Here is a 19,540-nt window from a genome sequence, read left to right as displayed (position 1 = left end):
TAGTTAACTTGATCCCTAGCTGGTAGCAGCAAATATCAAGCCAATGACATAAAAAAGTAGATAAGAATTATTATCATGTAAAGTGAATTAATTTGATAATTGATCTTACTCAGTGAATTTTAAATTATTTTGTTTAATCAAAGTTGAATTTATTTTGATAATTGCACTTGTTAGAAAAAGCGTGTAAAAGGTTGTAATCTCTGTGACTAATTTGATGTATACTACAGAGTTAAGAAGGATCCGTTTATCGGTTAATTTTGGATTGTCTCAATCATGCAAAATGTATTTAAAAATTTAGCTTACGGCTTAGTCAGTATCATAGTGATTGGGATTGCTGCAAACTTGACGTTTGCAAAGCACGTTTTAAACGCACAGTCAGGTCTGTTGACGTTAGATACCCAAATAGCGAATTTCTCCGAGGTAGATAACACGTCTCCATGGTTTCAGTTTGTTCTTTATGACCAAGATTTTGTAGAACTCAATACACAATACTATGTCATTGTTGGTAAAGAAAACGCCAACTATGTTCTTGCAACCACGACTGAAGTGTTTACGCTCGTTTGGTCATCGCCCGCTCTACTTATGTTGTGCTTGCTCATCGTTATCTTTATTTTTTCAAGGCTGAAAAGTCAATCTCACGAATCGGCACAATTAGACGCTTTACTTGCCATCAATAAAGATTTAACTACGTTACTAGAAGGCTTAGATATTCAACACAAAGAGCTGCATTCTGGTGGCCCTATGGCTCAAATATGTCACTCTGTTCAAGCTTTAAGTGACAATTTGCAACGAATAAAAGTTCAATCAGATAGTCATGTGTATCAAGACAAATTGACCAAGCTTATAGATAGACATGCATATATTGAACATATTAGCGAACAGCTAACTGAAGCAGATAAAAGTAAAACTAAATGTGGTTTACTATTTATTGACTTAGACGGCTTTAAACAAGTGAACGACTCATTTGGTCATAGTTTCGGCGATGAGATTCTTATTCAAGTATCTGGTCGCTTAGAGCAAGTTGTTAGGCAATTTCAACTCAACGATGCACATCCAGTGCATGGCTTAGATCAAAATTTATCGCGTCTTGGTGGCGATGAATTTTCTATTTTTATTCCCAATTTAAGAGACACCAGCTTTTGTACAGAAGTGGCACAAACCATACTCAGCGAAGTAGAACGCGACTTTGTTCTCGGCAATAAACTTGTCAAAATTAGTGCAAGTATTGGTATAGCCGTATTTCCAGACAGTGCTTCAACACCTAATGCCTTATTGCAAATGTCAGATGTCGCTATGTATAGGGCAAAAACAGATGGCCGGGGTATCTTTAGGGTTTATTCACCAGAAATGGGCAACAAGATCCGCCGTTACCATTATTTATTAGAAGAATTGAGACTTGCTATAGCCTCTCAAAACTTTCAACTATCTTTTCAACCAATTGTTCATGTTGAAGATTGTTCAATTGATTACTTTGAAGCTTTGACTCGCTGGCACCACCCAATTGAAGGGTTAATTCCTCCTTCGGAATTTATTCCTATTGCGGAAGAGTCAAACCTTATTTTAGAACTTGGAGATTGGATTTTACTTGAATCATGTCGACAAATGTCAGCATGGCACAATGCAGGCATGAAGAAAGTCAAAATTTCTGTCAATGTATCTGGTATTCAGTTAAAGCACCGCCCTATTTATGATTGGGTATTAAACGCACTTGAAAAGTCTGGGCTACCGGCCAGTTCACTGATGATAGAGATTACTGAGTCCACACTTATTACTGCCAGTGACGAAATCATAGCGCAATTAGAGCGCTGTAGAAGTGCAGGCGTCACAATTGCTATTGATGATTTTGGCACTGGATTTAGCTCATTGAGTACCCTTGCTGATTTGCCTATAGACGTCATAAAAATTGATAAATTGTTTATCTCCCAAGCAAAAGATAATCCCAAGTATTACAAGATCTTAAACTCAATTAGTGAATTAGGAGCACAACTTGGACTAAAAATTGTCGCAGAGGGTGTCGAGCAGTTAGATCAATTTGAGTTGGTCAAAGACATGGGGATCTGTTGTGTTCAAGGTTACCTAGTTAGCCGTCCCGAAACTTCGCGAAATGTAGGCGACAAAGTACTTAAGGGCAACGTAAATCATATAGCCACTACAGGAACCAGTGTCTGGTTGCCAAAAGCCAATTAGTTTCGGCGCATGTTTAGCGCTGAAACTTGGTTTCTAAAATAACCGCTGAGTTTGTTCTCTCTACACCATCTAAATTACCAATTTCGTCTAGTAATTTGCTCAGTTGCTCTAAGTTTTGGGCCTCGACAATAGCGATCATATCGTACTCTCCACTAATCGCGTATAAAGCTGATATATGATCTAATTGCTTGAGCGCATTGTTGGTCTTGGCAGTTAATTTTTGCTTCACCTTAATCGAGACGTGCGCAGAGACTAGGCTACCTAAATAATCTTGCCCAAAGTCAATTTTATAACCTTGTATAACGCCATTTTGCTCAAGTTTCTGTAATCTTGACTGGACTGTTGTACGAGACATATCTAATAGCCTCGCAAGCTCTGAAATGCTTGCGCGTGCATTACTGCGTAGTACAGAAATCAATCTTTCATCTTGTTTACTTATCATTTTGACAAATCCCCTCGTCATTTTGACGAGTATTCTACTCATTTTATATAAATTTACACTGCAAATTTTCATCAGTTCACGCAATAATGACCCAATAAGAATATACACAAAACCAAACGTGTAAATTAAGTTGAAGTAATATGAGGACGAAGTCATGCAAGTGAATCGCGAACTATTTGATGAAGTAATGGTACCTAACTACAACCCTTCTGCGGTTATCCCTGTAAAAGGTAAAGGAGCACGTGTTTGGGATCAAAAAGGCGATGAATATATCGACTTCGCAGGTGGTATTGCAGTTAACTGCTTAGGCCATAGTCACCCAGCTCTAGTTAATGCCCTTAAAGAGCAAGGCGAAAAAATCTGGCACCTATCTAATGTAATGACAAACGAACCAGCACTACGTTTAGCTAAAAAGTTAACGGACGCAACATTTGCAGATAAGGTTTACTTCGCAAACTCTGGTGCAGAAGCAAACGAAGCTGCTCTTAAACTAGCTCGTCGTTTCGCAATTGATAAGTTTAATGAAGAGAAAACACAAATCATCGCTTTCAATAAAGGCTTCCATGGTCGTACTTTCTTCACTGTAACCGTTGGCGGACAAGCTGCATATTCAGATGGCTTTGGCCCTAAACCTCAAGATATCATCCACATTGATTACAACGACTTAGAAACTTTCTCTAAAGTGATCTCAGATAAAACTTGTGCCGTTATGATGGAACCACTTCAAGGCGAAGGCGGTATTATTTCTCCAGAGATTGAATTTGTTCAAGGCGTAAGAGAACTGTGTGATAAGCACAACGCATTGCTTATTTTTGATGAGGTTCAAACTGGCGTAGGTCGTACAGGTGATTTGTATGCATATCAAGGTCTAAATGTAACACCTGACATTTTGACCACTGCAAAAGCACTTGGCGGCGGTTTTCCAATTGGTGCAATGATTACAACAACAGATATTGCCAGACACCTTAAGATTGGTACGCACGGTTCTACTTATGGTGGTAACGCGCTAGCTTGTGCGGTAGCTGAAGCAGCGTTCGACACAGTGAACACGCCTGAAGTTTTAAATGGCGTGAAAGAAAGAGAGCAAATGTTCCGTGATGGACTAAATGCAATCAACGAAAAGTACAATGTATTTAGCGAAGTACGTGGTAAAGGCCTGTTACTTGGCGGCGTGTTAAAAGGGGACTATGAAGGCAAGGCTCGTGATTTCCTAGTAGCAAGTGCAAAACACGGTCTAATGACACTGGTTGCTGGCACTAACGTAGTTCGATTTACACCTTCATTGGTTATCACTGAAGAAGAAATTAAAGCAGGCCTAGCTCGTTTCGAGCTTGCCGTAGCTGACGTTGTAAACGCTTAATTATTTAGGGCGGTGTTCCGCCCTCTTAGATACTCATATGCAAGTACTTAGACCAATCAGCAGCGAAGATTTCGCTGCTTTAAAGACCATTGCAGTAGAGTCGGGGCATGGCTTCACTTCTCTACCTGTAGATGATGAACTTTTATCAAATAAAATTCAGCGCTCTCAAGAAAGTTTTGCAAAGTCACTCAGCACACCTATTGATGAAGGCTATTTGTTTGTACTGGAAGATACGCAAACAGGTGATATCCTCGGAACGACGGCAATAGAAGCCGCTGTGGGTATGCAGGTTCCTTTGTATCATTACCACCAAGGTAAGACCGTTCATCATTCCAGCACTTTAAACGTATACAATACTGTCGAAATCCTATCCATTTGCAATGATTACACAGGCAGCTCTGAGATCTGCACGCTGTTTTTAAGAGAACAGTTTCGTCGTGGTCTAGCGGGTAGATTCTTATCTCGTGTTCGTTTTTTGTTTATGGCACAACATAGTGAAAGGTTCAGTGATAAGGTAATCGCTGAAATGCGTGGGGTGAGCGACGAAAATGGCCACAGTCCTTTTTGGCAATGGCTTCAAGAGCACTTTTTTAGTATTGAGTTTCCTCAAGCAGACCATTTAGTCGGCCTAGGTGACAAGGTATTTATTTCTGAGCTAATGCCTAAGTACCCTATTTATTCGAACCTTTTGAGTCCAGAAGCACAAGCAGTTATCGGTCATGTACACGAAAAAACGAAGCCAGCTTTAAGACTGCTGCAAAAAGAGGGATTTGAGCACAGAGGATACGTAGATCTTTTTGATGCTGGGCCGACTGTCGAGGCACGATTAGAGAATATCCAAACAGTAAGGGAAACAAAAACGGGTACTTTGACTATTGGTGACAAAATACCAAGTTCTGCGGACACTTGGGCTTTATCTAATGGTCAACTAACTGAATTTAGAGCCACATTTACAACCAAAGTAATGTGGGATGAAGCGTCACAAACATTTACGGTAGACCATGAAACTGCGCAAGCACTCAAACTCAGTGCTGGCGACAAATTGAGTGGATTCGTTTTATAACAATCAAATACGTCGTGCTTTGTCGTAACATTAACTCGCGGCCAAGCCGCAATTTTAAGGAATTGTCATTATGCACAACAATGTAGATAGCTTATTCGATAACCTATGGAGTAATTACCTTGAAGTAACTCCATCTGCGGTAAAAGTTCATGAGCTATTAGGTTCAACACAACAGGATGATGTCATTAACGACCACATCGCACTGCGTACTTTCAATCACGAAAAAGTGGGACTAGAAAAGTTAGCAGCGCACTTTAAAGCTGTTGGTTATAAAGAATGTGGCGAGTATCACTTTGAAGCTAAAAAACTGTATGCAAAACATTATGAGCATAGTGATCCAAGCAAGCCAAAAGTATTCATTTCAGAACTTTTGCTAGAAAAGTGCTCTGAAGAGCTACAGTCTATCGTCGCGAAAATGATCGATAGTATTGACGAAAGCGCAGTAACAGCTGAAAACTTTTTGTATTCAGGTACACACTGGCAGGTAAGCAACGAAACGTACAAGCAACTTCTTGCTGAAAGTGAATATGCAGCTTGGATGTCTGCATGGGGCTATCGCGCTAACCACTTCACAGTGAGCATTAACTACTTAGCAAATTTCGAAACAATTGAAGCGGTAAATCAGGCACTTAAAGATGCCGGCTTTGCACTAAATACATCTGGTGGTGAAATTAAAGGTTCTCCAGAGGTATTGCTAGAGCAGTCTTCAACGCTTGCGGATCACCAGCCTGTTGCATTCTCTGATGGTGAGTTCGAGATCCCAAGTTGCTTCTACGAGTTTGCGCTTCGTTACAATAAACCAGATGGTGAGCTATACACAGGCTTTGTAGCCGCATCTGCTGATAAGATCTTCGAAAGTACTAACGCAAGGTAACCTAACTCGCGTTGATATTAGTTGAAGTAAAACTAACTTAAACACACAAAGCAGCCATTGGCTGCTTTTTTCTTGCCCTCAATTTGAGCTCCATGTACATTGTGTCAGTAACCACGGTTTGCCGTTTATTTTGTTAAGGACAATGGAGAAATACGTGTATACAGTGATCCCTCCCCCGCACTCTCTTGCGCCTTACGTCATTAACTTCTGGTATTGTTGTGGCGCCGTACCTGTAATGCCTCAAGCAATTCATAGTGATGGATGCATTTCAATATTGTTGGTGATGTCTGGTGAGTCCAATATCAATAATGCTGCTATTCGCTCTGGGGCTTTTCTACTTGGCCCTCAAACAACATCACATCTATGGCACTTTAAATCTGACAAACAAACAATGTTCGGTGTGAGATTGACCCCCTTGGGTGCAAAGCATTTTACTCATATGCCTTTGAAATACGCAAAAAACCAATGCATCGAACTACAAGAGTTTATAAGCATTATTCCATTACAAATGAAAGTTATTAGCCCTATTATGGAGCCAATACAACGTATTTACTCGTTATGTGAGTGGCTGGAAACACATTTTAATCATATCTCTTACCACCTGCCTGATGCTTACTATTTGATATCAAGTCAGATAGATAGCAAAGCTAGGTCAATAAAACTCTCAGATTTGTATGACACAATGGGCATGAATGGTCGGCGTGTCGAAAGGGCCTTTATTGAAGTACTGGGGATCAGCGCGAAGGAATACGCAACATTGGTCGAAGTATCGAAATCCAGAAGCGTAATTAAGTGTAACCCGCATAAGTCACTAACTGATATCGCCTACGATTTAGAATACACCGATCAGTCCCATTTTATACGTCAATTTAAGAAAGTGATGAAAATCACCCCCAAGCAATACAGAATGAGGCTACCAACTTGAGAAAGCAACAAACGCAATATCAGCACAGTAAGGAATTGCCAAATATAAAAGAGGCATTAGAATTCCCTGCAATAGACTCAAAAAGCGCTTACAAGCAGGCCCTCAAATATTGGCAAAATGAATTACTTCATGTTCAGCAGGCTTATTACCACCAAGGGCAACGCGCAGTAATTGTTTTTGAAGGTTGGGATGGAGCAGGAAAAGGAGGCGCTATACGGCGTATTACGGAGAAGCTAGACCCAAGGGGATATCAAGTATTCCCTATCGGCCCACCAACAGATGACGAACAAGGCAGACATTATCTTTATCGATTTTTTAATAAACTCCCCAAGCCTGGCACACTAACCATATTTGACCGTTCTTATTATGGCAGAGTGCTAGTGGAGCGAATTGAAGGCTATGCAAGTGACTCTGCATGGCATCGCGCCTATAAAGAGATCAATGATTTTGAGCAACTTTTGCTAGACGATAACATTAAAGTCATAAAACTGTTTTTACATATCAGTAGCGATGAGCAGCTTAAACGATTTTCTGAGCGGCTAAATAACCCTTATAAACGTTGGAAACTGACAACAGAAGACATAAGGAACCGAAGTAAACGTGCCGATTATGAAGTTGCTATAGATGAGATGCTATTTAAAACAAACACAGAGCAAGCACCATGGAACGTGATTTTGGCTGATCACAAATGGTATGCGCGTGTCGAGATACTCAAATATATTACACACGTTCTAAGCGACAATATGGTGATTGCGCCGCCGCCCATTGATCCTAAAGTTGTAGAGCTGGCGGAACATCAATTGGGCATAAAACAAAGAGGATGTAAGTATGAGCCGTGAAAAGTTATTAAGTACATATATTAAACGCCATGATGGCTGTGAACCTTCTGCCACCCTTGCTAAACACGAGAAAATGGCCTCTAGCCCTTTTCACTTTTTCCGTGGCACAGCACCATTAATGTACCAAGATATCTTTGATGGCTTAATTGCTTTACCAGATGAAGTTTACAGCATACCTGTGACCACAATTATGGGTGACTGCCACACCAGTAATTTTGGTTTTTTAAGTGAAGAGGGCTCCCACGGGGAAACGTTAGTGTTTACGCCCAATGATTTTGATGATGCATGTGTAGGACATGCGGTTTGGGATATTTTTCGCTATTTAGTAAGCTTGAACCTAGCACAACAAGCTGGTCAATTACTCCAAGAGACTACTGAAGATTTGACTATGCGACAAAAGCCCCTCGTATACGCAAGTGATGTACCAGAAGCACAAAAAGGCTTTCTAACTCAGTACACCCTCACGTGTGAGGCTTCTATTAGAGGAGAAAACAATAGTCAAAGCGCTATTACCAAGTTCGAACAAGATCACATTTTACACAAACGTTGGCAAAAAGGGTTACAACGTTTGGTCGGAGGCTCTGCTTTCAATTTAAAGAGCAGCCTCGCTAAAAGCGTCGACTTATCAACCTCACCTTTGCGTTTTAAAGTCGACCCGTTGAAGTTTGAGCCAATACACAGTGATATCAAAGCAAATTTGATAAATCAATTTAGGCCTTACGTTGATGATGAAATTATTGATTGTGTTGAACGTCTTGATGCAGGAACTGGCAGTAACAACCTTAAGAGATATTACTTGCTTGTTGGACCAAGGTCTCAAGCTCCAACAGAGCTTTATCATATTGTCGAAGTTAAACAACAAAACCTTGCAGCACCTCTAAACTATTTCACAGATCTAAGTCCTGTAAACAGATTAAATCACGCCCATTTAACCGTAAATTGCCAAAGACAAATGCAGCGTCGTCCTGATCTCATTATTGATGACGCTTTGTGGCAAGGTATTCATTGGTTAGTTCGGTCTCGACATCATGCTCGCGTTGGCATAGATCCTGAGCACATTGTATTGGGCAAACGCGCTGCCCAAAAAGGAGGATTCAAACAATATGCTCAAAGTTGTGCCGAAGTGCTTTGCTATGCACATATGCGCGGGGATAGACGTTCAATGGCTTTTCAGCAATTTTGTATAAATCAATTGCCCAAACAATTTGAGCAACTTATTGAGTTAGCGAATAATTATGCACAGCAGGTGAACACCGATTGGCAACTATTTAAGTCACTCAGAAAGTAGCTTTTTAGGCACATCAATAATGTCTCCGTCACTTGCCAGAACTAAGTGACCATCGAAGTTATCGTGGGCTTCCGCTTTTAGGCTTTCTAATAAACCGGGCCCATGATAACGCACACTGAAATGAGTCAACACCAGTGACGCGATATTCTCACACTGAGCAAATTGGGCCACCCTTTTCGCGTCACTGTGTCCTGTGTGATGACCGACTTTCATTAAGTCGCTATGTGTGAATGTTGCCTCGTGCACCAACAGATCTATATCACCTACGTAAGGTTTTAAAAGGCTTGGCTTCTCATTATCACCACATACTATTACTTTGCGAGGTCTCCAGCTTGGAAATACATATTTACTTGAGTATAAAATCTGGCCATCGAACTCAACATCTAGTCCCTTTTGTAATTGATTAAAGTGTGCGCCTGTGGGGATCCCGTCGGCCTTAAGTGACTTAATTCGCAACTTGTTAGGAATGATTTTTTCTGTAACTTTAAACCCATAGCTCGGTACACGGTGTTTTAAAGGCATAATCTCAACCGAGCAAAATTCAAACTCCAGTTGACCGTCCACCTCTTCAATTGCTGTTGTTCTTAAATCAAAAGGCAAAGACATATCTGTAAGTGCAAAAGTCGCATGGAGATATTCGATTACTTTTTTTGGCGCAATCATATATACCGGTTCCTGCCTTCCTGACATTGACATAGACGCGATAAGCCCTGGCAATCCATAGCAGTGATCTCCATGAATATGACTGATGCAAATTAAACTTAATTGGTACAAGGTTAGTTTGGACCTTAGAATTTGGTGCTGTGTCCCCTCTCCACAATCAACAAGAAGCCATTGTTTGCTCTTTTCAAATTTAATAGCGGTTGCTGACATATTCCGATATGTGGTTGGGCTGCCTGAAGAAGTCCCTAAAAATTCTAATTGCATAAACTGACTAAACGACTTAAAAGTAATAACACCCAGTGAGTTTAAATTAACTTTACTCGTAACAAAAGGATTACTCAATGCACTCGGATACACACCAGTATGAAATACTTATTGTTGATATTCAGCAAAACTTCCAGCCACATATTGACCAATATGAATCAGTCATAGAAGTATCGCAAAAGCTGCTAAGCGCCGCTCGTATGTTAGAAATACCAATACTTGCCTTTGAGCAATACCCCAAAGGACTTGGGCATACAGACAGCCGTCTTATGGCGTTTTCTCCTCCGGTTATTGAAAAAACTGCGTTTAGTGCAATGGCAGCCATGACACAATCAGCCAAAAGCCTTAGTCCGAAGAGTATAAAGGTAATTGTAGGGTTGGAAGCACACATTTGTGTTTATCAAACTGTACAAGACCTACTCAAATGCGGGCAGCAGGTTTATGTTTTAGCAGATGGTGTTTGCTCGAGAGATCGGCAACATAAAATCTGGGCATTGGAGCAGTTAAGGTATGATGGCGCAAAGGTGATGTGTCTAGAAACTTTTTTGTTTGAAGCGCTAAAAGACGCAACGCACCCGCAGTTCAAACAGGTATCAAAACTGATCCAGTAAACCTATTCACCAGTATCAGTGAATATGATTGTAAAAATATGATTATGTTATGAAGAATGAATTAAGTACTAACCTCGTATTAAAAGTGTATGAGCACATCCGCCAGAACGGTCAAGACTACGACTTGGGCAAACAACTTGAGGGCATTACGGCTTTTTCTGATCCCGATGGGTATACCATTTATCTCAAAGGAAGTGGGGTTTTCTTAAGATTTGGATTTCACAACACGTATCACTTTGAATACGACAAGGAATCGCAAAAACAAGACTTTGTGAAAAAGCTCAAATATATAGCAGAGTCCATTGATGATTGAACGACGTAACCGCCCACGGCGGCTTAGGGACACTTCAACACAATACCTAGAGCAAGTCGTGCTAACACTAAGATCTGAGCCACATAAAATCTCAGTGATCAAAAGTAACTGTGACTATTACCAGAAACAGCGCTTTTTAAAAAAGGGTTTTCAGCGAGCCGTCGAGCACATGCAATGGGTGCTTGCTGTAGATGATGACATTGACCGGATCTGTAAACAAATAATGTCAGACGATTATATTGGAACAAGACTAAGGAAATACCCACTCCTTTTCAAAGGCGTAAACACTTAACCAAAAAAGGAATACTTTAAACTACAAAAATGATTAAAAATAAATAGTTCATTTAATCATCAATGACTGTATCTGTGCCATGGTAGGATTTCCTCTCGGTATTCCCTTCGTCACCATTACTTGTAATTTTATCTCATTTTCACTTCTAGTTAACTTTAATAAATGACCACTGAACGAAAAAGTGATATGGTATGCCGCATTTTTTGGAACCGAGAAAATTTGCTATGTCGAATGCAGTAGAGACTAAAGCTAAGCAAGACTCACAATCTCCTGAGCAACAAAGTGGTTTATTTAATCGCTTTTTAGCGACAGTTGAATTTTTAGGGAATATGCTTCCTCACCCTATCACTCTTTTTGCGATGTTCTGTATTGCAATCGTACTGTTCAGTGGTATCGCTGATTGGATGGGACTCAGTGCCATCGATCCTCGTCCTGAAGGCGCGAAAGGTCGTGACGCAGATGGTGTTATCGAAGTTGTCAGTTTGATGAGCGCCGAAGGCCTACAAAGAATTGTTACTGGTTTAGTAACAAACTTCACTGGGTTTGCTCCACTTGGAACTGTTTTAGTTGCGTTGTTAGGGGTGAGTGTCGCCGAACATTCCGGCATGCTGTCTGCTGCGATGCGCGGCATGGTAATGGGTGCTTCGAAACGTCTTGTAACCTTTATGGTTGTATTCGCTGCTATTTTATCAAATACAGCATCAGAGCTTGGATATGTCGTTCTTATTCCGCTTGCAGCGATGATTTTCCATAGTTTAGGAAGACACCCTCTAGCTGGTTTGGCCGCTGCTTTTGCCGGTGTGTCTGGTGGTTACAGTGCTAACCTACTGCTTGGCACAATTGATCCACTGCTAGCTGGTATCACGACACCTGCAGCACAGATGATTGATCCTACCTACCAAGTTGGTCCTGAGGCTAACTGGTACTTCATGATGATTTCAGTATTCTTGATTGCCATCGTTGGTACATTAGTAACTGAAAAAATTGTTGAACCTAGACTTGGCAAGTATGACCCAAGCGAAGCGAGTATAGATTTATCTGAAAATAATATTGAGCACTTGAGTGAAAAAGAAAAATCAGGCTTGAAATGGGCTGGTGTTTCTCTACTTGTTGTATCTGCACTATTAGCACTGACTATCGTGCCAGAAGACGGTATCTTACGTCACCCTGAAACTGGTGCGGTTGCTGGCTCTCCATTCTTAAAAGGCATCGTAGTATTCATTTTCGTCACGTTCGCCATCCCTGGTTTTGTATATGGCCGTGTGGTTGGAACCATGAAAAATGACCGTGATGTCATTGACGCGATGAGTAAGAGCATGAGCTCAATGGGCATGTATATCGTGCTCGTATTTTTCGCTGCGCAGTTTGTGGCTTTCTTCAAATGGACCAATTTAGGTACAATCCTAGCAATTAACGGTGCAGCGTTATTGCAGGCACTAAACCTGACTGGCCCTGAAGTTTTTGTTTTGTTCATTCTAATGTGTGCATTGGTTAACCTCAGCTTGGGATCTTCATCTGCACAATGGGCTGTTACAGCACCTATCTTCGTACCAATGCTCATGCTTGTTGGCTATGCGCCAGAGACAATTCAAGCTGCGTATCGTATTGGTGACTCTGTAACCAACCTTATCACACCTATGATGAGTTACTTTGGCCTGATATTGGCAGTAGCCACCAAGTACAAAAAAGACATGGGTATCGGTACTCTCGTTGCGACCATGCTACCTTACAGTATGTTCTTCTTTGTTGGCTGGGTTGCTCTATTCTATATTTGGGTATTTGGTTTTGGCTTACCGGTTGGTCCAAATTCACCGATTTACTACACACCGTAGTCACTGATAATAAGAGCATTATGTGTGTAAGACACATAATGCTCTTGAAAATCTAGCTTTTAAATATCAAATACTACCTCTAAGAAAACCTTCTCACCCTTTCTTTATTTAAAAAATTCCTAGTAAAGGTAAAACCTTTAACTGTAGAAAAAGTATTGGTTAATAATGTAAACAGCCTTTGATGGATATAAATTTTTGAATAAAAATACAGCATTTTATTTGTTATTATCCAAATGCTGTCCTAAAGTGCTTATGGAATTACCAAAAAAGGAGCTTTCCAGCCAATAAAAATTTGACGATAAGGCCAGCTATGTACACTTTGTTTTATTATCCTCGCAATGCCAGTCTCGCCCCACATTTTGTTTTAGAAGCGCTAAAAGTCCCATACCAATTAGAGCTCGTAGATAGAAAAAAACAAGCACACAAATCGGCTCAATATCTAACACTCAACCCAACAGGACGGATCCCTACTCTGGTTGATGAAGAGTTTGTTTTATTTGAAAGTGGCGCCATATGCTTATATCTTGCTGAAAAGCACCCTGAATCTCAGTTGATCCCATCAGAGCCAGAGAAAAAAGGTGAGTTTTACCAATGGCTTATGTATTTCACTACTACGGTACAAGCTGAATTAATGATTTACTCTTATCCGGAAAGGCATACCCAAAGCGCTTTGATGTACGATGATATTGTAAAAACACAGCAAAGCAGACTAGTGAGTATGTTTGAAATCATTAACAGACACCTTGCGGGTAAGCATTATGTGGTAAACGACCAATTTACAGTATGTGATTGTTACTTGTTTATGCTCTGTATTTGGGCTGACGAGTTGAACAAACCACCTCTGCAATTTGAACATTTAGCCAATTATCTGCGTTCTTTAGCCAAACACCCTGTGATCAAAAAAGTATGTGAGGCAGAACTCACTGATTTAAGCCCATATAAATAAAAGTACATATGGCGGTTTATTCTTACCGCCATATTTAACGTGTTGTATATATAGTTTCTGCAGTTTTCAGGCAATTTTACATAATCTAACAATTGAGTTATTAGTAGCCATTCCATTCGTAACAACCCAAAAAACATGTAAGTTTTTGGGTCAAATAAAAGCGATTATTACACCTTCATAATGCTTTCTCTTCACGTTAATATATTCATAATTGTAAATTTTTAGCCTATTTAAATGTCCATTATTCAATCTTGTTATGATCAGCTTGTGCATGAGGGAGTTTTAACCCGTGATCAAGCACAGTACGCTGCAATATCGGCTCTAGATGCCCTACTACATCAAATCAATAACAATCAAGGGACAAAAGGTATATATCTATATGGACCAGTAGGTCGCGGAAAATCGTATTTAATGGATTTGTTTTTTGAATCAATTCACTCTGAGAAAAAACAACGGCTGCACTTTCATCATTTTATGTCACAAATCCATCAACAATTGCGAGCAATTCAAGGAGAAAAAAACCCATTGCAAAAACTCGCGATCCAATGGGCTAAAAGCACTAAAGTGTTATGTTTTGACGAGTTCTTTGTTAAAGATATCGGCGATGCAATGATACTCTCCGGGCTTTTGGAAGCGTTTGTAAAATCGGGTATTATTTTTGTGACTACCTCAAATTCACACCCCAATGAGTTATACAAAAACGGATTGCAACGATGCCGATTTGAGCCCACCATCAGTTTAATTTTAGAGCAGTGTGAGATTATCAATATTTGCGGAAAATTTGATCATCGCTTTAGGCATGGGTTCGTCAGCAACTACTACATTGTAAATGATCGAGCGAAATTCCATACCCTATTTTCAAGTGTTTTGGGTACCTTGAAAACAAGCAAGGTAGAGATTTTGGGTAGACCCATCTCCATAGAAGGTACTTCTGAGTCATCAATTTTAGCTGATTTTATGGCCTTATGCTCATCTCCTAGAGCTACTGCTGACTACATGGAGCTTGCAAATCAATACGACGCAATTTTTGTAGGGTCAGTAAAACAAATGGGTACATCCGCAGCCGCAAATAATAATGTGCAAGGAATTGAAGAAGGCTACATTCGATCAAAGCACAGTTATACACCACGTACACTGGATGATGAAGCTAGGCGCTTTATTGCTTTAGTTGATGAATTTTACGACAGAAAAAAATTAGTAATCGTGTCTGCAGATGTTGAATTGCAATCACTCTATATTGGCGAACAATTGGCTTTTGAATTTGAACGAACAAAGAGTAGATTAGTTGAAATGCAGTCATGGCCACTACCGCAATGATATAGTTATTTATCGACTACCTATTTAGTTAACCTGAAAATAGAAAAGGCGAACATAATTCGCCTTTGCTGATTACAAATAAAATCTTGCGCTTTACTTGTCTAATTTTAGCTTAACGCCTTTTAACCTGCTTCTTACTGAGCTGATTTTACTTCGATTTTTCGCTCTAGCTTCACCACTCGCTTGGTTGCTAGGTCTATTTGTACGCACTTTTCTTCTTTGGTGACTTGGCTTTTTGCTCAAGTTCTCAATTAAGTTGTCACGATTAGCTACTTCGTAACCTGGCAGGTAATAACGTTTAATCTTTTGACCAATCAACGTCTCAATATGCAATAAAAACTGCTCTTCCTCACGGCTCACAAAAGAAATCGCCTGACCACTGTTACCTGCACGGCCTGTGCGACCAATTCTATGTACATAGTCCTCAGCAAGATAAGGTAAGTCGTAATTAACTACACGAGGCAAACCTTCAATATCAATACCTCGAGCAGCGACTTCTGTTGCCACAAGAACTCGAACTTTGCCCTCTTTAAACTCTTTAAGAGCTCTTCGTCTTGCGCCCTGCTTTTTGTCACCGTGACATACAGTCGCGGCAATTCCATCTAACTCAAGCTCTTTAACAATCGTATCCGCGTCGTCTTTCATATTCACGAATACCAGCACCTGTTGCCAATTTTTCTTACCTATTAGCTCAGATAGAAGCTCTTTCTTTCGCTGTTGCTCTACAGGGTAAACAACATGACGAACAGTTTCAGCGGTCGTATTCTCAGGCGCAGTTTGTACTAGTTTAGGATCTTTTAAAACTTGCTTGGCGAATTGTTTAACTTCTGATGGGAATGTAGCAGAGAATAACAATAGTTGCTTATCTTCACGCGCTAATCCAATCACTCTGCGCATTTCGTCAATGAATCCCATATCGAGCATACGATCTGCTTCGTCCAAGACTAGATGCTCAATATTTGACAAGTCTACACTTCCTAAACGCACTAAATCGAGTAAGCGTCCTGGTGTAGCCACCACAATATCCGCGCCTTTAGCTAAACGCTGTGACTGCCCTTCAACATTAACTCCACCAAAAACAGCTACAACACGAAGTGAAGTATGCTTAGCAAAAGACTCACAGTTAGTTGCGATTTGCTCAGCAAGTTCGCGTGTCGGCGCTAAAATAAGTGCACGAGGGGAAGCGGAAGAAGTTCCTTTTAACAGATTATGGATCACAGGCAGCGCGAATGCTGCTGTTTTACCCGTACCAGTTTGTGCTGTTGCTAGTACGTCATGCCCTTTCCTAACTACAGGAATGGCCGCCTGCTGTATAGGAGTAAGCTCTTTAAAGCCCATTTCATCTAAGGCTTCTAATAAAGGCTCTGGGAAACTAAACGATTTAAAATTCATAACAACAAACCTGCGACCAATAATGAGGGTCGCAGATTATACGTCATTAATTAGCATTAACAAAGCTTAAGTAGCGTTTCATCCACTAAATTTGCTTTTCCGCCAACGATGTATTGCTCATCAATCGCATTTATCAAACTTTGCCCCTGCAATTGCTGTTCTTTGTTCAAAGGCACATACGGCAGCCTAAATACTGGACTAACAGCCCCTGTCATAATCAAAGCGGTGTTAATTGCAATTGGGTTGGGTTCACAGAAAAGCCAATTAACCATTGGCGCAAGTTCTTTATTAAGCCCGTCGTTTCTTTCATCCATTAGCTGCCTGAATAGTTTCGGCACCAAATTAGATGTAACTGAGATCACGCCATGGGACTGGTATAAGTGGCGACCGTCATGAGCTTCGTCATCATTACCTGACCAGCAGGCAATCCCCTGAGACTCATAATGCGCTATTCTGTCGTTACCTGCACATTCCTTAACACCAATGAAGTGCTTACTCTTTGATAAAGGCTCAATAATATCCGGCGTTAAGTCTTGGCCAGTGCGACCGGGGACGTTGTAAATGAACGCTGGGCCAATTTCTAATACGCGCTTAAAGTGCTCAATCACACCTTCATTCGAAGTTCGGCCATAGTATGGGTTGATTTGAAGTGCAGCATCCATTCCTGATGCAAAACCATACTCTGTTGCTTTCACAGCTTCGCGTGTATTGTTGCTGCCGGTATTACCAACGATAATAAGTCGATCCGAAAACTTGTTCACACTGTGAGCAATTAACATTAAATGCTCTTCCCAATTCATCAACTGACCTTCACCAGTTGTTCCACCAACAATAATGCCATCGACACCAGCATCAATTTGCGCTTCAACTAGAGCGTCATAGGCCACTAAATCGATCTCACCATTCATTTTATATGGCGTTTTAATAGCTGTAATTAAGCTGGCTTTTTTTATGGTTTGTATACTTCGCATGCAAATTCTAACTGGTTGTGAATATACGATATGTTGTAACACAATTGGCACTGTATGCCGAGTGTAAAAATAAAGATTTGCGAATTTTCTTGCTTAATGGCGAGATTTAATACAAAATCAAAACACTGTATATTTAACCAGTATTCATTATGAGACTCTCTGAATACCTAAAAACTAACTTTTATGACACACAAGAGTTGTGTAGCTTTTTAAAAATTGACTCAACTCAGTTGCAGTTATGGCAAGACAATAGCCTATTCCCTAACGCAAGCTATAACATTGAAAATCAAATTAAGTGTAGTTCTTATCTCGGGTTATATGAGTGCCTTGAAATTACCGATTACTACCCTCGAGGACTCATTGAGTGGGGACAAACCCTAGTTAAACATGCAGTTACACAATCAAGTCATGCATATGAGTTATTCCAACAGAAATATGTGACAACGCTGCAATCATGCGCGCAAAAAGGGATCTGTTCCCAAGATGATAGGTTTTTAGATGATCTACCAGAACATATACAGCAAGTTTGGCAGCAGTTTCTTTGTAGTAAATATGGGGTAATTAGCCAAAATGGACTAATTGAAGAAGTAGTATATATCGATCTTGGCAGAGCGATCGTCGACTCAATTACGGAAGACAGAACAATCCCTTCCATTGCAATTGATCAAAGGGGTCAATTACACGATGCAATTAAGCTTCTCAATCGCGCGTTAAGTCATCACGCAACCCATGAACGCAGCGCATCATTGCGCGAGAAATATATCGACAGTTTGATGCAAAAGTACGATTTGTCTATATGTTGACAATAGTGGATGCTACAACACACCTGCTAATAAAAATCTACACTGCATAGCATAATATAAAGCCACTTTATTCTAACAAAGTGGCTTTATATTTTTAACATATACGACGCAAATAAAAATAAAAGTCGTTTAATTGGTATTTTCGTAGTGAGCGCGAATTATTTCAAAACCTTTAAGGACAAGTTGTTGATCCTCACATAGACCATCATACCAATCATCAAATTTTTGGTCGTCGTCTTGTTCGCTTAATACTAAGTATTGTGCAAGTAATTCTACAATGTCACTGTGATCGCAAGTTAACCCGTTTAGTTGTTGGGCTAAAGATGAATGATCCTTATTTTGCAATTCCGCAATGACACCATTGTCTAATTGTTGTGCTTCTTCAGTCACGGCGTTATCCTCTTTCTCGATCTAGCTTCTAGTTATAACAGCCTGATATTGAAGATCCAGTAACAATTTGCTAATTAGTACAATCAGTAATCAAAATAACTAAAAAAAATATTTATTAGAATTAATTGAAAACTATTCTCAAATAGAATAGTATTTGTGACGTTATCACATTTCATAAGGTTTTAATTTAATATGAAAGCAAATATCCACCCGGATTACCAAGCTGTTGCATTTCATGACACGGCAGTAGACAAATACTTCATCGTTGGCTCAACTATCAAATCTGACAGAACTGTTGAGATCGATGGTCAAGAATACCCTTACGTTCCTATCGATGTATCTAGTGCTTCACACCCGTTCTACACTGGTAAGCAGAAGATTGTTGCTAGCGATGGCCGCGTTGCTAAATTCAACCGCCGCTTTAAAAATATTGGTTCAACATCGAAGTAATATTTTAAGCAGTGCTTTGACATCGTCTGACACAATTGACGATGTCAAGACGCTAGTAGCCGCCTAAAATTTATAACACAAGTAAAGGAGCATAAATTGAAAGTTTTAAGTTCATTAAAAAGCGCAAAAAGCAGACCTGGATGCCAAGTTGTAAAACGCCGTGGTAAGGTTTACGTTATTTGTAAAACAAACCCTAGATTTAAAGCTGTTCAGGGCAACAAAAAGAAAAAACGCTAATTTGCGATTCAGTAAATAGCTAAACGAGCACTTTGCTCTCAAAGTGCTTTAGACTCCTTCCCAACCCTCCAACAATCCTTT

The 19,540-nt window shown here is 40.1% G+C and carries 21 protein-coding genes; 16 read left to right on the top strand and 5 right to left on the bottom strand.

Annotation, left to right across the window (positions count from 1 at the left end):
- The first annotated feature begins 273 nt into the window (after positions 1 to 273).
- Positions 274 to 2,187 (top strand): putative bifunctional diguanylate cyclase/phosphodiesterase, encoded by a 1,914-nt coding sequence (locus N475_RS10670; RefSeq protein ID WP_063356236.1) that lies wholly within the window; start codon positions 274 to 276, stop codon positions 2,185 to 2,187.
- Between the two features lie 13 nt (positions 2,188 to 2,200).
- Here the strand turns inward: N475_RS10670 and N475_RS10665 are convergent, their stop codons facing one another.
- A complete protein-coding gene (locus tag N475_RS10665; RefSeq protein WP_063365241.1) occupies positions 2,201 to 2,629 on the bottom strand; it encodes an Lrp/AsnC family transcriptional regulator in 429 nt (142 codons plus the stop codon).
- A gap of 154 nt (positions 2,630 to 2,783) precedes the next feature.
- Between N475_RS10665 and N475_RS10660 the strand changes: the two genes are divergently transcribed.
- The 6 genes from N475_RS10660 to N475_RS10635 all read left to right on the top strand — a co-directional run bounded on the left by N475_RS10660 (position 2,784) and on the right by N475_RS10635 (position 8,978).
- Positions 2,784 to 3,989, top strand: coding sequence for an aspartate aminotransferase family protein (locus tag N475_RS10660; RefSeq protein ID WP_063365240.1), 1,206 nt, complete (start codon positions 2,784 to 2,786; stop codon positions 3,987 to 3,989).
- A gap of 37 nt (positions 3,990 to 4,026) precedes the next feature.
- Positions 4,027 to 5,052 (top strand): arginine N-succinyltransferase, encoded by a 1,026-nt coding sequence (gene astA, locus N475_RS10655; protein ID WP_063356233.1) that lies wholly within the window; start codon positions 4,027 to 4,029, stop codon positions 5,050 to 5,052.
- A gap of 70 nt (positions 5,053 to 5,122) precedes the next feature.
- Positions 5,123 to 5,926, top strand: a complete 804-nt coding sequence (locus N475_RS10650; RefSeq protein WP_063356232.1) for a DUF1338 domain-containing protein — start codon at positions 5,123 to 5,125, stop codon at positions 5,924 to 5,926.
- 154 nt (positions 5,927 to 6,080) lie between these two features.
- A complete protein-coding gene (locus tag N475_RS10645) occupies positions 6,081 to 6,851 on the top strand; it encodes a helix-turn-helix domain-containing protein (protein ID WP_063365239.1) in 771 nt (256 codons plus the stop codon).
- Positions 6,848 to 7,690, top strand: coding sequence for a polyphosphate kinase 2 family protein (locus N475_RS10640; RefSeq protein WP_063356230.1), 843 nt, complete (start codon positions 6,848 to 6,850; stop codon positions 7,688 to 7,690). The genes N475_RS10645 and N475_RS10640 overlap by 4 nt, the downstream gene beginning before the upstream one ends.
- Positions 7,680 to 8,978, top strand: coding sequence for a DUF2252 family protein (locus N475_RS10635; protein ID WP_063365238.1), 1,299 nt, complete (start codon positions 7,680 to 7,682; stop codon positions 8,976 to 8,978). Before N475_RS10640 ends, N475_RS10635 begins: the two co-directional genes overlap by 11 nt.
- Here N475_RS10635 and N475_RS10630 read toward each other — a convergent pair.
- Entirely contained in the window at positions 8,964 to 9,905 is a 942-nt protein-coding gene (locus N475_RS10630; protein ID WP_081232414.1) for a ribonuclease Z, read from the bottom strand. The genes N475_RS10635 and N475_RS10630 overlap by 15 nt on opposite strands.
- A gap of 77 nt (positions 9,906 to 9,982) precedes the next feature.
- Between N475_RS10630 and N475_RS10625 the strand changes: the two genes are divergently transcribed.
- The 6 genes from N475_RS10625 (at position 9,983) to zapE (ending at position 15,216) form a co-directional block, all read left to right on the top strand.
- Positions 9,983 to 10,516 (top strand): isochorismatase family protein, encoded by a 534-nt coding sequence (locus N475_RS10625; protein ID WP_063365237.1) that lies wholly within the window; start codon positions 9,983 to 9,985, stop codon positions 10,514 to 10,516.
- Positions 10,517 to 10,565: 49 nt separating this feature from the next.
- Positions 10,566 to 10,829, top strand: a complete 264-nt coding sequence (locus N475_RS10620) for a DUF3081 domain-containing protein (RefSeq protein WP_063365236.1) — start codon at positions 10,566 to 10,568, stop codon at positions 10,827 to 10,829.
- Positions 10,822 to 11,121, top strand: a complete 300-nt coding sequence (locus N475_RS10615; RefSeq protein ID WP_063365235.1) for a hypothetical protein — start codon at positions 10,822 to 10,824, stop codon at positions 11,119 to 11,121. Before N475_RS10620 ends, N475_RS10615 begins: the two co-directional genes overlap by 8 nt.
- 224 nt (positions 11,122 to 11,345) lie before the next feature.
- Positions 11,346 to 12,953: an AbgT family transporter gene (locus N475_RS10610; RefSeq protein ID WP_063356297.1), complete on the top strand. Its 1,608-nt coding sequence runs from the start codon at positions 11,346 to 11,348 to the stop codon at positions 12,951 to 12,953.
- Between the two features lie 310 nt (positions 12,954 to 13,263).
- Positions 13,264 to 13,899, top strand: coding sequence for a glutathione S-transferase family protein (locus N475_RS10605; RefSeq protein ID WP_063356225.1), 636 nt, complete (start codon positions 13,264 to 13,266; stop codon positions 13,897 to 13,899).
- A gap of 234 nt (positions 13,900 to 14,133) precedes the next feature.
- Entirely contained in the window at positions 14,134 to 15,216 is a 1,083-nt protein-coding gene (zapE, locus tag N475_RS10600; protein ID WP_063365234.1) for a cell division protein ZapE, read from the top strand.
- 93 nt (positions 15,217 to 15,309) lie between these two features.
- On the opposite strand, the gene N475_RS10595 is transcribed toward zapE, so the two are convergent.
- Both N475_RS10595 and dapA read right to left on the bottom strand, forming a co-directional pair.
- Entirely contained in the window at positions 15,310 to 16,608 is a 1,299-nt protein-coding gene (locus N475_RS10595; RefSeq protein ID WP_063356223.1) for a DEAD/DEAH box helicase, read from the bottom strand.
- Positions 16,609 to 16,664: 56 nt separating this feature from the next.
- The gene (gene dapA / locus N475_RS10590; RefSeq protein ID WP_063365233.1) at positions 16,665 to 17,579 is read right to left on the bottom strand and encodes a 4-hydroxy-tetrahydrodipicolinate synthase; all 915 of its coding nucleotides are present in this window, start codon (positions 17,577 to 17,579) and stop codon (positions 16,665 to 16,667) included.
- A gap of 149 nt (positions 17,580 to 17,728) precedes the next feature.
- Between dapA and N475_RS10585 the strand changes: the two genes are divergently transcribed.
- The gene (locus tag N475_RS10585; RefSeq protein WP_063365232.1) at positions 17,729 to 18,382 is read left to right on the top strand and encodes a DUF6058 family natural product biosynthesis protein; all 654 of its coding nucleotides are present in this window, start codon (positions 17,729 to 17,731) and stop codon (positions 18,380 to 18,382) included.
- Between the two features lie 129 nt (positions 18,383 to 18,511).
- Here the strand turns inward: N475_RS10585 and N475_RS10580 are convergent, their stop codons facing one another.
- Positions 18,512 to 18,772 (bottom strand): hypothetical protein, encoded by a 261-nt coding sequence (locus N475_RS10580; RefSeq protein ID WP_063356220.1) that lies wholly within the window; start codon positions 18,770 to 18,772, stop codon positions 18,512 to 18,514.
- A gap of 192 nt (positions 18,773 to 18,964) precedes the next feature.
- Here N475_RS10580 and N475_RS10575 point away from each other — a divergent pair, with 192 nt between their 5' ends.
- A complete protein-coding gene (locus tag N475_RS10575; RefSeq protein WP_063356219.1) occupies positions 18,965 to 19,222 on the top strand; it encodes a type B 50S ribosomal protein L31 in 258 nt (85 codons plus the stop codon).
- Between the two features lie 96 nt (positions 19,223 to 19,318).
- The gene (gene ykgO, locus N475_RS10570) at positions 19,319 to 19,459 is read left to right on the top strand and encodes a type B 50S ribosomal protein L36 (RefSeq protein WP_063365231.1); all 141 of its coding nucleotides are present in this window, start codon (positions 19,319 to 19,321) and stop codon (positions 19,457 to 19,459) included.
- The last annotated feature ends 81 nt before the right edge of the window (positions 19,460 to 19,540 follow it).

Source organism: Pseudoalteromonas luteoviolacea DSM 6061 (assembly GCF_001625655.1).
In the GTDB taxonomy this organism is placed as follows: domain Bacteria; phylum Pseudomonadota; class Gammaproteobacteria; order Enterobacterales; family Alteromonadaceae; genus Pseudoalteromonas; species Pseudoalteromonas luteoviolacea.
This window is presented reverse-complemented; position numbering and strand designations above follow the sequence as displayed.

Coding starts and splice junctions, on each gene's coding strand:
- N475_RS10670 (WP_063356236.1), top strand. CDS start 274: ATGCAAAATGTATTTAAAAATTTAGCTTACGGCTTAGTCAGTATCATA.
- N475_RS10665 (WP_063365241.1), bottom strand. CDS start 2,629: ATGATAAGTAAACAAGATGAAAGATTGATTTCTGTACTACGCAGTAAT.
- N475_RS10660 (WP_063365240.1), top strand. CDS start 2,784: ATGCAAGTGAATCGCGAACTATTTGATGAAGTAATGGTACCTAACTAC.
- astA (WP_063356233.1), top strand. CDS start 4,027: ATGCAAGTACTTAGACCAATCAGCAGCGAAGATTTCGCTGCTTTAAAG.
- N475_RS10650 (WP_063356232.1), top strand. CDS start 5,123: ATGCACAACAATGTAGATAGCTTATTCGATAACCTATGGAGTAATTAC.
- N475_RS10635 (WP_063365238.1), top strand. CDS start 7,680: ATGAGCCGTGAAAAGTTATTAAGTACATATATTAAACGCCATGATGGC.
- N475_RS10630 (WP_081232414.1), bottom strand. CDS start 9,905: ATGCAATTAGAATTTTTAGGGACTTCTTCAGGCAGCCCAACCACATAT.
- N475_RS10625 (WP_063365237.1), top strand. CDS start 9,983: ATGCACTCGGATACACACCAGTATGAAATACTTATTGTTGATATTCAG.
- N475_RS10620 (WP_063365236.1), top strand. CDS start 10,566: ATGAAGAATGAATTAAGTACTAACCTCGTATTAAAAGTGTATGAGCAC.
- N475_RS10615 (WP_063365235.1), top strand. CDS start 10,822: ATGATTGAACGACGTAACCGCCCACGGCGGCTTAGGGACACTTCAACA.
- N475_RS10610 (WP_063356297.1), top strand. CDS start 11,346: ATGTCGAATGCAGTAGAGACTAAAGCTAAGCAAGACTCACAATCTCCT.
- N475_RS10605 (WP_063356225.1), top strand. CDS start 13,264: ATGTACACTTTGTTTTATTATCCTCGCAATGCCAGTCTCGCCCCACAT.
- zapE (WP_063365234.1), top strand. CDS start 14,134: ATGTCCATTATTCAATCTTGTTATGATCAGCTTGTGCATGAGGGAGTT.
- N475_RS10595 (WP_063356223.1), bottom strand. CDS start 16,608: ATGAATTTTAAATCGTTTAGTTTCCCAGAGCCTTTATTAGAAGCCTTA.
- dapA (WP_063365233.1), bottom strand. CDS start 17,579: ATGCGAAGTATACAAACCATAAAAAAAGCCAGCTTAATTACAGCTATT.
- N475_RS10585 (WP_063365232.1), top strand. CDS start 17,729: ATGAGACTCTCTGAATACCTAAAAACTAACTTTTATGACACACAAGAG.
- N475_RS10575 (WP_063356219.1), top strand. CDS start 18,965: ATGAAAGCAAATATCCACCCGGATTACCAAGCTGTTGCATTTCATGAC.